The sequence below is a fragment of the Caballeronia eucalypticola genome, from assembly GCF_047608185.1.
GTDB lineage: Bacteria > Pseudomonadota > Gammaproteobacteria > Burkholderiales > Burkholderiaceae > Caballeronia.
Genome location: NZ_JBLKRU010000012.1, coordinates 98,395 through 111,160, shown reverse-complemented (window position 1 = coordinate 111,160; position 12,766 = coordinate 98,395). Strand labels below are relative to the sequence as shown.

Here is a 12,766-nt window from a genome sequence, read left to right as displayed (position 1 = left end):
CTTTTGCATCGTGAATCCTGCATCGTGCATGCTTCTTTGCACTGCACCTTTCTCATGGAAGACATTCATGCACTACTGGCTGATGAAGTCGGAACCGAATGAAGCGAGCATCGACCATCTCGCTCACGCTCCGAAAAAAACCTTGCCGTGGACGGGCGTGCGTAATTACCAGGCACGCAACTTCATGCGCGACGGCATGCAGATTGGCGACGGCGTACTGTTCTATCACTCGAGCTGTCCGGAACCGGGCATCGCAGGCATTGCGAAGGTGTCGTCGGCCGCTTATCCCGATCCCACTCAATTCGACTCCACCAGCCACTACTACGATCCGAAGTCATCGCCGGAAAAACCGCGCTGGTTGCTCGTCGACGTTCGTTTCGTAAAGAAGACGCCGCTCATTCCCCTCGCCACGCTGCGCGATCATGCGGAGCTCGCAGACATGCAAGTGCTCGCCCGAGGGAATCGGCTTTCCATCACGCCGGTCACCGAAGCGCAATGGCGCTTCATCACCAAACACCTTCTGTAACCTTCCTGAAGGGAACTTCGCGTGCATGAGTTGCGCCTAAGCTTCGCGTCACATGACGTGCACTCATGCTTACGGAGTTAAACGATGACAAAGAAAAACACCACTTGCGCGCTGGCAGCCGCCGTGCTGCTTGCAGGCGCTGCCATGGCACAAAGCGCGTTTGCGCAAAACGTCATTCAGACGCAGCCGTCGGGCGTGCTGTCGCTCGCAGCGCAGGCCAGCGCAGACGTACCGCAGGACGTGGTCGACATCACGCTGTTCTACGAGCAGGAAGCGCAAGATCCGGCCTCGTTGACATCGGCGCTCAATCAGCGCGCGGACGCTGCGCTGCGCCAGGCGAAAGGTGTCGATAACGTCACCGCGCACAGTGGTTCGTTCACCGTCTATCCGTCGACCGATCGCGATGGCCGCATCTCCGCCTGGCGCGGCCGCACGGAAGTCGTGCTGGAATCGAAGGACTTCGCCGCTGCGTCCAAGTTGGCCGGCAAGATGAGCGATTCCATGCAAGTAGGCAGCGTGACGTTCTCGCTCTCACCGGAAGCGCAGCGCGCGGCGGAACAGAAACTGTCGACGCAAGCCATTGCTTCGTTCAAGCAGCAGGCACAAAGTTCGGCACAGGCGTTCGGCTATAGCGGATATGCGATCCGTGAAGTGAACATCGGCCATAACGGGTCGTCGCCGCGTCCGGTCATGATGATGGCCGCGCGCAGCATGGGCGCCGATGCCAAGATGTCTGCACCCATGGCGCTGGAAGGCGGCACCTCGACGGTGACCGTGAACGTGTCGGGCTCGGTACAGATGAACCGCTAAGCGCCCGGTTCAACGCTCGCGATATAAAAAAGCCTCGCTGCGTGCGAGGCTTTTTCATCGCTAAAACAAATGCCGATCTCTCATTCAGGAGAGTTTCGCGGACTCGGAAGGCACTGCGCGTCCCCGTCGATACGACCAGATCAGCAGTCCAATTCCGCCAATGATCATGGGCAGCGAAAGCCATTGGCCCATTGACAGATTCATGGCCAGAAGACCCAGATAATCATCGGGTTCACGCGCGAATTCGACCGTGAAGCGTGCAAGGCCATAACCGATCAGGAACACCGCCGAAATCGCGCCGACCGGCCGTTGCTTGCGCGACATCAGCCACATCACGATAAACAGCGCGAACCCTTCCAGCGCGATTTCATACAGCTGCGACGGATGGCGCGGCAGCATCTGGTAACGCTCGAAAATCTCGTTCAGATTCCATTGCGCGGCCTGTTGCGGATGAGTGCGCAACCAGACGGCGTCATCGGGGGATGCATTCTGGAACAGCATGGCCCACGGTGCATTCGGATTGGTCACGCGGCCCCACAACTCGCCGTTGATGAAGTTGCCGAAGCGCCCGGCTGCAAGCCCGAGTGGGACCAGCGGCGCGACGAAATCGGTGACTTGCAGCCAGGTCCGCTTTCTTTGCCACGCAAACACGACCATCGCAAGCGTCACGCCGATCATGCCGCCATGGAACGACATGCCGCCTTCCCAGACCTTGAAGATATCGAGCGGATGCGCGAGGTAGAAACTCGACTTGTAGAACACCACATAGCCAAGACGGCCGCCCAGAATGGTACCGAGCACGCCGTAGAACAGGATGTCGTCTATGTCTTTCGTCGTCCACCCTTGCGCCGCGACGTAAGGCAAACGCAGCCGCAAGCGGCCGACGACAATGCACTGGATGAACGCCAGCAGATACATGAGGCCGTACCAGCGCACAGCGAGCGGACCGAGATGAAGCGCGATGGGATCGAAATTCGGGTGAATGAGCATGTTTCTATTTACGTGTTGGGGTCACGGCAACGCAGGCACGGTAGCCGCATGAGCGCGCACTATATCGATAAAACCGGCGAGCACCGGGCTAACCTCCGCCGCGCGCCACACGAGTCCGGTCTCAACCACCAGCCCGGATTCGAGCAACGGACGATACACCACTCCGGTCCGGCGCAGATGTCGCAGCGATTGCGGCACGAGCGCGACCCCCATGCCGGCCGATACCAGGCTGACAATGGTCTGCATCTGGATGGCCTCCTGCCCGATACGCGGCATCAGGCCAGCCGCGCCGTAGCAACCCATAATCATGTCATAGAAACCGGGCGCGAGACGCCGCGGAAAGACGACGAGCGGGGCATCGGCGAGTTGATGCAGGCTCACAGGCGTCTCCGACCACTCATCGGCGCCTAGCCCGAGCTCGGCCGCGGCATCACTCGACATGGCGATGACCAGCGGCTCGCGTGCGATCGGCAAATACGACAGCGCGACGGCGTGGCGCGGCGGCAGCGGCGGAATCACGAGACCGGCGTCGATGCGGCCCGCCACCAGCTCCTCCACCTGGACGTCGCTGGTCGCTTCCACGAGTTGCAGGCGCACGCCGGGGTAGCGCGCGCCGAAATCGCGCAGCAGCAGCGGCAGGAGGCCGTAATCCGCGGTGGAAACGAACGCCAGCGACAGAACCCCCGCCTCACCCCGCGCGAGCGACTGGGCCAGCGGTCGCAACGCATCCGCGCCCGCGAGCAGCCGTCGCACTTCCGGCAGCAGATCCTTGCCCACGGGCGTCAGTTCGACGGAGCGCTTCGTCCGCACGAACAGCGCCACGCCGAGCATGTCCTCCAGCGCCCGGATGGCCTGCGACAACGGCGGCTGCGTCATCGCGAGACGGACTGCGGCTCGCCCGAAGTGCATTTCTTCCGCAACCGTCACAAAATACCGCAACAACCTCAGTTCAATGTTCCGCGCATCCATTGATATCCTCCGCGACCTAATAGACCCTGAATAATATATTGGACACGCGTTCGCACAAGCTTCATCCTTTCGCGACCAGACAATAAAATCCTCAAGGAGCTCCACATGGCCTTCAATCGCCGCTCGAAAAACATCACGCAAGGCATCGCGCGTTCCCCGAATCGCTCGATGTATTACGCCCTTGGCTACAAGGAAGAAGACTTCGACAAGCCGATGATCGGCATCGCCAACGGTCATTCCACCATCACGCCGTGTAATTCCGGCCTGCAAAAGCTGGCGGATGCCGCCGTCGAATCAATTCGCAAATCCGACGCAAATCCGCAGACCTTCGGAACGCCGACCATCTCGGACGGCATGTCGATGGGCACCGAAGGCATGAAGTATTCGCTCGTGTCGCGCGAAGTGATCGCCGACTGTATCGAAACGGCCGTGCAAGGCCAGTGGATGGACGGCGTGGTCGTGATCGGCGGCTGCGACAAGAACATGCCCGGCGGCATGATCGGCTTGGCGCGCATGAACGTGCCGGGCATCTACGTGTACGGCGGCACGATCCGTCCGGGCAACTGGAAGGGCGTGGACCTGACCATCGTCTCGTCGTTTGAGGCGGTGGGCGAATTTTCGGCTGGACGGATGTCGAAGGAAGATTTCGACGGCATCGAAAAAAACGCGTGCCCGTCGAGCGGTTCGTGCGGCGGCATGTACACGGCCAACACCATGAGCTCGTCGTTCGAGGCGCTCGGCATGTCGCTGATGTATTCATCGACGATGGCGAACCCCGACCAGGAAAAGGTCGATTCCGCCGCGGAATCGGCGCGCGTGCTGGTCGAAGCGGTCAAGGCCGACCTCAAGCCGCGCGACATCATCACGAAGAAATCGATTGAAAACGCCGTTGCGCTGATCATGGCGACCGGCGGCTCGACCAATGCCGTGCTGCATTACCTGGCGATCGCCCATGCGGCGGAAGTGGAATGGAGCATCGACGACTTCGAGCGCATGCGCAAGAAAGTGCCGGTGATCTGCAACCTGAAGCCGTCGGGCCAGTACGTCGCGACCGACCTGCACAAGGCCGGCGGTATTCCGCAAGTGCTGAAGATCTTGCTCGACGCAGGCATGCTGCACGGGGATTGCATCACGATCACGGGCAAGACTATCGCCGAAGAACTGAAGGACGTGCCGTCGAAGCCGCGCGCTGATCAGGACGTGATTTTCCCCATCGACAAGGCGCTTTACGACGAAGGCCATCTGGCCATCCTGAAGGGCAATCTCGCGCCGGATGGCGCCGTCGCCAAGATCACCGGCCTGAAGAACCCGGTCATCACCGGCCCGGCACGCGTGTTCGAAGACGAGCAAACCGCGATGACCGCGATTGTCGCGGGTCAGATCAAGGCGGGAGATATCGTGGTGTTGCGCTATCTCGGGCCGAAGGGCGGTCCGGGCATGCCGGAAATGCTGGCGCCGACTTCAGCGATCATCGGCCAGGGCTTAGGTGAATCAGTGGGCCTGATTACCGATGGCCGCTTCTCTGGCGGCACGTGGGGCATGGTCGTGGGTCACGTCGCGCCGGAAGCGTATGCGGGCGGCACGATTGCGTTCATCAAGGAAGGGGATTCGATCACCATCGACGCTCACAAGCTACTGTTGCAGCTGAACGTGGACGATGCCGAGATCGAGCGCCGTCGAGGGGAGTGGACGCAGCCTGCGCCACGTTACACGCGCGGCGTGCTGGCCAAGTATGCTGCGCTCGCGCAGCCGGCGAACAAGGGCGCGGTAACGGGCTGATTGCTGGTTGTTTTTCGCTTGGCGCCGGTGGACTGTTTCAGCATCTGCCGGCGCTCAACGGCGATTGATGTTGCCTTGGGGTTTGGGGTTTAAGTTCCGGCCGCATCCCAAAACCCCACCTTACTAGCGCCCCCGCCGCTCCAGTTCATCCGCCACCGCCTCGCGCACCCATTGCGTCAGCTCGGTTTCCAGCGCCAACGCAACCTCCCGCGTAATCTGGCTGACCAGCCAGTTGGAATGCTCCTGCAACGACTCCCTGCAACGTTCTTCGATCAACGCCCGGCCATCGCCAGTCAAAAAGTGCGTGAAACGCCCTCGCAGCCTGTCTGCGATTACATCGGCGTCGCGATCCGCGCCGTGCGCGAGCTCATCCAGCGATGGCACAGCAGCCGGTGACAACACGGGTTCCGGCGCACGCGGTGCCACGCGGGCGCGGTCCGGCCGCCCCGGTGCGATGACATCGGTCAGCACGGGAATGGAGGAATCGAAATTTTCGGGTGTTTCAGCCGTATCGGGCGCGATGGTGATGGGCACGAGTGGACTCCGTCTCTTGATGGCAGGCTGTTGGCAACCCAATGGCAACCGATGGCAACCTGAAGGCAGGCCGGCTGCGGGCTAACGGCGGGCGTTTTTGGGATTCTACCGCGTGGCCGTCTTGCATCGGACTGAGGCAGCGACTGAGCGATATGCTCAGCCGCCTTGCGTGTAGTTGTTGAGCACGTAGCCCCGATCGCGGTAGAACCTGTACCGGTCGCGCCCGGCCACGAGTTCGTGCTCCTCGTTGCCGACCACTTCCAGCAGGCGTTCAAACCGCGCGAACTGCAGCGGTACTGTTGCGCCGAGGTTCAGCAGGATCTGCTGCTGCAGATCCTGCCCCAGCGCCTCTAGGGATTCCGTCAGCAACACGGGCGTTTCAGACGCCAGCGCGCTGTCCGCCATGCAATGCGGCACGAACTCAAGCGGCTTGAACGTCCACAATTGCTCGTCGAACCGTTTTAACCGCTCGGGTTCGGCCAGCACGATCAACGGCTGGCCGCTCATATAAGCCTTGCGCACGAGGCGGCAGGCATACGCGATCGAATCCCCCACATTCGAATGGAAATCGATACGCGTCATGCCTGCGCCTCCCCGCTCATGCTTCGTTCAACCACGCTCATTGGCCCGCGCGATCGACCAGGAACTGCGTGAGCAAGGGTACCGGACGACCGGTTGCACCCTTTGCCGCGCCGCTTTTCCACGCCGTGCCCGCGATGTCGAGGTGAGCCCACGGATAGTTCTGCGCGAATCGCGACAGGAAACACGCCGCGGTAATCGCGCCGCCCGGCCGTCCGCCAATGTTCGCGACATCGGCGAAATTCGACTTCAGCAGGTCTTGGTACTCGTCGTCGAGCGGCATGCGCCAGGTCGGATCGATAGCTTCCTTCGATGCGTCCAGCAACTCGCCCGCCAGCGCGTCGTCCTTCGAGAACAAGGCTGTGTTGTGATGGCCAAGGGCCACCACGCACGCGCCCGTGAGCGTGGCGATATCGATGACTGCCGCGGGTTTGAAGCGTTCCACGTAGGTCAGCGCGTCGCAGAGAATCAGGCGGCCTTCCGCGTCCGTATTCAGCACTTCGATCGTCGTGCCCGACATGGACGTGACAATGTCGCCCGGCTTCACTGCATTGCCGGCCGGCATGTTCTCGCAGGTCGGCACCACGCCGATCACATTGAGCTTCAGCCCCATTTCCGCGATTGCGCGCATGGTGCCGAACACAGAGCCGGCGCCGAGCATGTCGTACTTCATCTCGTCCATGCCTTCGCCCGGCTTGATGGAGATGCCGCCGGTGTCGAACGTGATGCCCTTGCCGACCAGCACGATGGGAGCTGCCTTCGCGCCCGCGCCCTGGTGATGCATCACGATGAACGCAGGCGGTTCGATCGAGCCTTTCGCGACCGACAGGAACGAACCCATGCCGAGCGCTTCGATCTGCTTCTGGCCAAGCACTTCGACCTTCAGCTTGAATTCCTTGCCCAGCTTTTTCGCGGCATGGCCGAGATACGTGGGCGTGCAGACGTTCGGCGGCAGGTTGCCGAGATCGCGCGTCAGGTCCATGCCGTTGGCAAGCGCCGTGGCGTGTTTCACCGCAAGCTTCGCGGCTTTTTCGTCGGCGGCATCGATGCTGAACACCACTTTCTTCAGCGCGCGATCGCCGTTTTCCGGCTTGCTTTTCATCTGCGTAAACTTGTACGTCAGCTCGCGCAGGGCGAGGATGGCGCAGCGCACACCCCAGTCGCTGGTACGCTCCGGCACCGGCAGTTGGGCGAGCGTGAAGGCCACGTTCGCGATCTTCGTGGCAAGCAGCGCCCGCCATGCGGCACGCGCGGCTTCCGCGTAAGCCTTTTGATTGAAACCGTCTTGCTTGCCGAGCCCCACCAGCAAAATCCGCGACGCGCCGATGCCCGTCACTTCGGTCAACATCAGCGTGGAACCAGCCTTGCCGCTCATGTCGCCTGCCTTCACCGTGCGTGTAAGCAGCCCCTTGGTCACCAAATCCATCTCACGGGCGGCACCCGTCAACGTCTGCGCTTCGAACACTCCGAGCACCACTACATCGGCCTTCCCGTTAAGGAAACCATTTGCCGAGCCTTTGCTCCAATCACAGGCTTTTATGCTAAAGTCCATCGCGCTTATCCTCGGATAAAATCTGGGCTGAAGGATGAAAGCCGCAATTATCCGCTATTTTTTTCCGAGGCGGTCGCGAGCAGCAATACCAGGATTGAATGTCCCGCTCATGACTCGTTCGACACGTTCGCTCGAAACGCTCGCTCGACACGTTAAATCGGCACGTTTGTCATGGCGTGTGGTCCAGACGCGGATCCGAACGCGGACCGCACATAATCCAACCGCCTCGTCGTCGCCGGTTTCCACCTGACAATCAATGATCTTCGAACGCTCCCTTCAGCGTGAACTCGCGTATACGGCTGGCGCCGTATTCATGGTGCTGCTCACGATCATGCTGACCACGATGATGATCCGCATCGTCGGCTTTGCTGCATCGGGCCAGGTCGATCCACGCGACGTCGTCGTCCTGATCGGTCTTACCGTCATCGGCTATCTTGCCGTGATCATGATCGTGACCCTGTTCGTGTCCATCCTCTTCGTGCTGACGCGCTGGTATCGCGACTCGGAGATGGTCGTGTGGCTCGCGTCGGGCGTCAGTCAAACAGCGCTGATCAAACCGGTCGCGATCTTCTCTACGCCTATCATCATCGCCATTGTATTTTTCGCGTTCGTCGTGTGGCCGTGGTCCAATTTGCAAAGCAAGCTGATCAAGGCGCGGTTCCAGCAGCGCGACGAAGTGTCGTTGCTCGCACCCGGCCAGTTCCGCGAATCGCAGACCAGCCACCGCGTGTTTTTTATCGAGAAGATGTCACCGGATCAGGGGCACGTGCAGAACGTGTTCGTGACGAGCACGGAAGGCGGCAAGGTCAACGTGGTGGTATCGAAAAATGGTCATACTGAAACGCACGCGAACGGCGATCGTTTCGTGGTGCTGGAAAACGGCCGCCGTTACGATGGCGTTCCGGGGCAGCCCAATTTCCGGATCATGGAGTTCGAGCGCTACGGCGTGAAAATCCAGAGCCAGCAATTCGTGAATACGCCCACCACGACCGGTATGTACACGGATGAATTGCTGGCTAATCCTACTCGCGACAACCTTGCCGAAATTGCGTGGCGCGCGGGTCTGCCGCTGATCGCTATCAACTTGATGCTGCTTGCCATTCCGCTGTCCTATCAGAATCCGCGACGCAGTCGCACAATCAATCTTGTGATGGCAGTGCTCATCTATCTGACCTATTCCAACCTGCTGAACGTGGTGCAGTCGTGGATCGAGCAAGGCCGGGTGTCGTTCGTTGTCGGGCTCGTAGGACTGCACATACTTGTCTCGATCATGGTCGGGTTCATCTTCTGGCTGCGCATACGCAACCGCCCGCTGTTCAAACTATCAGCGTTCACCCGCTCGAAAGGGGCCTGACGCAATGCGCATTTACGAACGGTATTTCGCGCGTCAGATCTATCTCGCGTTCATCTTCATCCTGTTTGCGTTCTCCGGCCTGTTCTTCTTCTTTGACCTGATCAACGAACTGAACACGGTTGGCCACGGCAACTACAAGTTCGGGCTCGCCGTGCTGCGCGTGGCCTTGCAGACGCCCTCGCGCTTCTACGAAATCATCCCGGTTGCTGCGTTGATCGCGGCCATCTACGTGTTCGCGCAAATGGCCGCCGCGTCCGAGTTCACCATTTTCCGCGTGTCCGGATTGTCTACGGGCAAGGCGCTGCGCTCGCTGCTCAAGATCGGCATACCCATGGTGTTTCTCACCTATGTGATCGGCGAAGTGGTCGGCCCCTACTCCGACCAGCTCTCCGAGAAAGTGCGGCTAGAGGCGCTGGGGTCATCGGTATCGATGAACTTCGAATCGGGCGTCTGGGTGAAAGACACGCTGACCGCGCGCGCGGACGGCGAACAGGTCACGCGCTTCGTGAACGTCGGCACGCTGAATCCGGATACGACCATTGCGAACGTGCGCATCTACGAATTCGATTCGCTGTTCCGCCTGACCAATGTGCGGATTGCGAAGAGCGGTGTGTTCCAGCCGCCGGGCCACTGGAAGCTCACCGATGTGACGGATACCGAACTGGTCGACGCGCCGCCGCAAGCCGTGAATCCCGGCGACGCGCTCAATCCCGTGTATCGCGCGAAACAGATTACGCTGCCCGAGTATTCGCTGCGCTCCGAATTGACGCCGCAGATTTTGTCGGTGCTGCTGGTGTCGCCGGACCGGATGTCGATGTTCAACCTGTTCCACTACATCCAGCATTTGACGGAGAATCATCAGGACACCCAGCGTTATCAGATCGCGTTCTGGCGCAAGATCTTGTATCCGCTCGCGGTGCTGGTGATGCTGATCCTGTCGCTGCCGTTCGCGTACCTGCATACGCGCGCTGGCGTAGTGGGTGTGAAGGTGTTCGGCGGCATCATGATCGGCATGAGCTTCCAGTTGATCAACACGCTGTTCTCGCACATAGGTACGCTGAATACATGGCCTGCGCCATTAACGGCCGCCGCGCCGGCGCTGGCGTATCTGGTCGTCGGCTTGATCGGGTTGCGGTGGGTGGACCGGCATTAGGACTTTGGGACTTTTTCGGCTTTGGAAACAGCGGAGAACGCGATGAGCAAGCACGCTTTGATCTTGTTCGGCCACGGCGCCCGCGATCCACGCTGGGCAGAGCCTTTCGAACGGCTCGCCACGAAGCTTCGGGCGCGGCGCAGCGAACCGGTGTCGCTGGCGTTTCTTGAACTGATGCCACCTGATTTACCCACGGCGATTGAACATATGGCGGCCGATGGCTGTGATGCGGTTACCGTTGTGCCTGTGTTCTTCGGTCAGGGCGGCCATATACGGCGCGACCTGCCTGAGCTGCTCGATCGATGCCGGGCGATGTTTCCATCGATAACCATTCGCTGTGCAACGGCAGTCGGCGAAGACGATTCAGTGCTCGACGCGGTCGCGGCGTATTGCGTTCGGCAGATCGAGTAAGTCGACTACCCCTCCCACCAAGATCCTGACGAATTTCTCGATGCCCCGCGAGTCACAGACTTCCGGGGCATTGTCTTGTTCCGGAAATTTCGACCCGCGCCGCGGAACCTGCTGTCCCCGACAACCCGGCAAGTTTCCCCGCTGATTGCTGAACATTTCATTAGTTTAATATCCATCGACGGGCAAAAATAGTCATATCTGACCAATTAAGCCACTTAATTGTTCAGATATGACTAATGCTGCTATATGACCTCATTGACGAATTGCGTTTTTTGTCTATACTGACCAATTAAGCAGATTTATATGTCAGATACGACAAAATGAAGCGCAATAATCGAGAATTTTCCTCCCCGGAACTCAGCCAACAGGCTGCGGGACTGGGACACGCGGTTGCAGCCGCCCGGATCGCACGCAATATGACCCGGAAGGACTTTTCCGAACGAGCCAACATTAGCCCAAGCACGCTGGTACGCATTGAAAACGGCGATGTCTCGGTCAGTTTCTCATCGTGGCTGCACGCGTTCGAACGGGCCGGACTGCTCGGATTACTCCAGCCGCTCACGAATCCGCAGAACGATGTAATCGGTGAAGCGCGACGTAAAACGGAATCCCGTGTACGTCCCCGCAAGCCCGCTTCGAAGACAGGCGAGTATGATTTTTAATACGACCACATGGAGCAAATACGTCTTCATCGCCCTGGAAGGCGCGGCCGAGGCGGTTCCTGCCGGTAAGCTCGAAATACTCGAGGAAGGCATCAGGCCGGTCGGGTCTACCTTCGTCTACGGCAACAAGTATTTGCAACGCGCCAACGCCGTTGCCGTGGACCCGGTCAGCATGACTTTGGACGAAGCGAAGAACTCCAAGGAATCCGAATTCCAGCCCCCTGCAGGACTGGCGCTGTTTGGCGCCATTCGTGACGCTGCCCCAGACTCCTGGGGACGGCGCGTCATTGAGAATATGTTGAGGGCTGCACCCGACGGTTTGCCTGAAACCGAGTACCTCGCTCACGCCGGCCCGCATCGGACCGGCGCGCTGGATTTCAGGGATTCCCCCACGGCCCCGGCGGAACCCGGCAAGCTGCCGGATGCAAAAGAGCTGTCTTATCTGCTCGACGCCGCAGCCATGATCCAGGACGGCAAGCCGGTTCCGAAGAAGCTGCAGTTGCTCTTCAGTGTCGGCGCAACTTTCGGCGGCGCAAGACCCAAAGCCGTGCTGCTGGACGATGGACGGCAATGGGTCGCCAAATTCCCTGTCGCCCGAGACGGTTTCAATGTGCCTCTAGTCGAGCGCGCGACGCTTGAACTCGCCCGCAAGTGCGGTATGCGCGTTCCCGCGACCAAGCCCGTTCACTTGCCCGATGGCCGTGATGTCATGCTGATCGAACGCTTTGACCGCGTGCCACTGGCCGCGGGCGGGTTTGGCAAACGGCATGTCGTAAGCGCGCTGACCATGCTCCGGATGCATGAGAGCGACACCGCATCGGCCAACTACGCCGATCTGGCCGACCTGCTCGGTGAACGCGGTGCGACCGGTTTCGTGGCGGCTGACAAGGTCGAATTGTTCAAGCGGATGGTATTCAACATCCTCGTGACGAATGACGATGACCATCTGCGAAATCATGCGTTTGTGTGGGACGGAGCGAACAAGGGCTGGCGCCTGAGTGACCTTTACGACGTTGTGCCGAAGCCGCAGGTCGGCTCCGATCGATTCCTCGTACTAGGCGTAGGCCCGGCAATGGGCCGGCTGGCGACGCTCGATAACGCGCTCTCAGCGGCGGGGCGATTCGGGCTGCTCAAGCATGCGGGCGTCGAAATCATCCAGCAGCTATCGGCGGTTGTGAGGGAATGGCGGACTTACTTCGAGGAATTTGGCGTTCCCAAGCGCGAGTGCGACAAGATCGCGTCGGCGTTTCGGAAACCGCAGACCATTGGTCTGCGCGAAGTAGAGAAGACATAATTCTTTAAACGCTGCTGAACAAGACGTTCGTTACAAGCGCAATTTTCTCAAGGACCGGACGACCTCGAACGAATTTGAAAAAGCCCTCGTAGGTCAGTAACCGACGAGGGCTTTTAGATGCGATGAGAGGCGACCTCTCTGAACTTCCCTTTC

General features: G+C 60.0%; 13 protein-coding genes. 8 read left to right on the top strand and 5 right to left on the bottom strand.

All coding sequences use genetic code 11. From position 1 onward, the window contains the following. The first annotated feature begins 67 nt into the window (after positions 1 to 67). On the top strand, positions 68 to 526 hold the full coding sequence (locus ACMX25_RS16330; protein WP_414951034.1) for an EVE domain-containing protein: 459 nt from the start codon (positions 68 to 70) through the stop codon (positions 524 to 526). An 84-nt stretch (positions 527 to 610) separates the two neighbouring features. Continuing rightward, positions 611 to 1,336, top strand: coding sequence for an SIMPL domain-containing protein (locus ACMX25_RS16325; protein WP_414951033.1), 726 nt, complete (start codon positions 611 to 613; stop codon positions 1,334 to 1,336). An 84-nt stretch (positions 1,337 to 1,420) separates the two neighbouring features. Here ACMX25_RS16325 and lgt read toward each other — a convergent pair whose 3' ends face one another. After that, positions 1,421 to 2,326 carry a prolipoprotein diacylglyceryl transferase gene (gene lgt, locus ACMX25_RS16320; protein ID WP_414951032.1) on the bottom strand — a complete coding sequence of 302 codons (906 nt, stop codon included), beginning with the start codon at positions 2,324 to 2,326 and terminating at the stop codon, positions 1,421 to 1,423. Positions 2,327 to 2,347: 21 nt separating this feature from the next. After that, entirely contained in the window at positions 2,348 to 3,295 is a 948-nt protein-coding gene (locus tag ACMX25_RS16315; RefSeq protein WP_414951031.1) for a LysR substrate-binding domain-containing protein, read from the bottom strand. A 105-nt stretch (positions 3,296 to 3,400) separates the two neighbouring features. On the opposite strand from ACMX25_RS16315, the gene ilvD reads away from it, so the two are divergent. Next, positions 3,401 to 5,074 (top strand): dihydroxy-acid dehydratase, encoded by a 1,674-nt coding sequence (gene ilvD / locus ACMX25_RS16310; protein ID WP_414951030.1) that lies wholly within the window; start codon positions 3,401 to 3,403, stop codon positions 5,072 to 5,074. Between the two features lie 123 nt (positions 5,075 to 5,197). Here ilvD and ACMX25_RS16305 read toward each other — a convergent pair whose 3' ends face one another. The 3 genes from ACMX25_RS16305 to ACMX25_RS16295 all read right to left on the bottom strand — a co-directional run bounded on the left by ACMX25_RS16305 (position 5,198) and on the right by ACMX25_RS16295 (position 7,739). Beyond that, a complete protein-coding gene (locus tag ACMX25_RS16305; protein WP_414951029.1) occupies positions 5,198 to 5,608 on the bottom strand; it encodes a DUF2486 family protein in 411 nt (136 codons plus the stop codon). Positions 5,609 to 5,764: 156 nt separating this feature from the next. Next, entirely contained in the window at positions 5,765 to 6,190 is a 426-nt protein-coding gene (locus ACMX25_RS16300; protein ID WP_414951028.1) for a DNA polymerase III subunit chi, read from the bottom strand. Between the two features lie 37 nt (positions 6,191 to 6,227). Then, positions 6,228 to 7,739: a leucyl aminopeptidase gene (locus tag ACMX25_RS16295; RefSeq protein ID WP_414951027.1), complete on the bottom strand. Its 1,512-nt coding sequence runs from the start codon at positions 7,737 to 7,739 to the stop codon at positions 6,228 to 6,230. Between the two features lie 256 nt (positions 7,740 to 7,995). Between ACMX25_RS16295 and lptF the strand changes: the two genes are divergently transcribed. From lptF to ACMX25_RS16270, 5 genes are all read left to right on the top strand, one after another. Then, positions 7,996 to 9,093: an LPS export ABC transporter permease LptF gene (lptF, locus tag ACMX25_RS16290; protein ID WP_414951026.1), complete on the top strand. Its 1,098-nt coding sequence runs from the start codon at positions 7,996 to 7,998 to the stop codon at positions 9,091 to 9,093. Positions 9,094 to 9,097: 4 nt separating this feature from the next. Continuing rightward, entirely contained in the window at positions 9,098 to 10,246 is a 1,149-nt protein-coding gene (gene lptG, locus ACMX25_RS16285) for an LPS export ABC transporter permease LptG (protein ID WP_414951025.1), read from the top strand. Between the two features lie 42 nt (positions 10,247 to 10,288). Then, entirely contained in the window at positions 10,289 to 10,657 is a 369-nt protein-coding gene (locus ACMX25_RS16280) for a sirohydrochlorin chelatase (RefSeq protein WP_414951024.1), read from the top strand. Positions 10,658 to 10,977: 320 nt separating this feature from the next. Continuing rightward, positions 10,978 to 11,319 (top strand): helix-turn-helix domain-containing protein, encoded by a 342-nt coding sequence (locus ACMX25_RS16275; protein WP_414951023.1) that lies wholly within the window; start codon positions 10,978 to 10,980, stop codon positions 11,317 to 11,319. Beyond that, on the top strand, positions 11,309 to 12,613 hold the full coding sequence (locus tag ACMX25_RS16270) for a type II toxin-antitoxin system HipA family toxin (RefSeq protein ID WP_414951022.1): 1,305 nt from the start codon (positions 11,309 to 11,311) through the stop codon (positions 12,611 to 12,613). Before ACMX25_RS16275 ends, ACMX25_RS16270 begins: the two co-directional genes overlap by 11 nt. Positions 12,614 to 12,766: the final 153 nt, after the last annotated feature.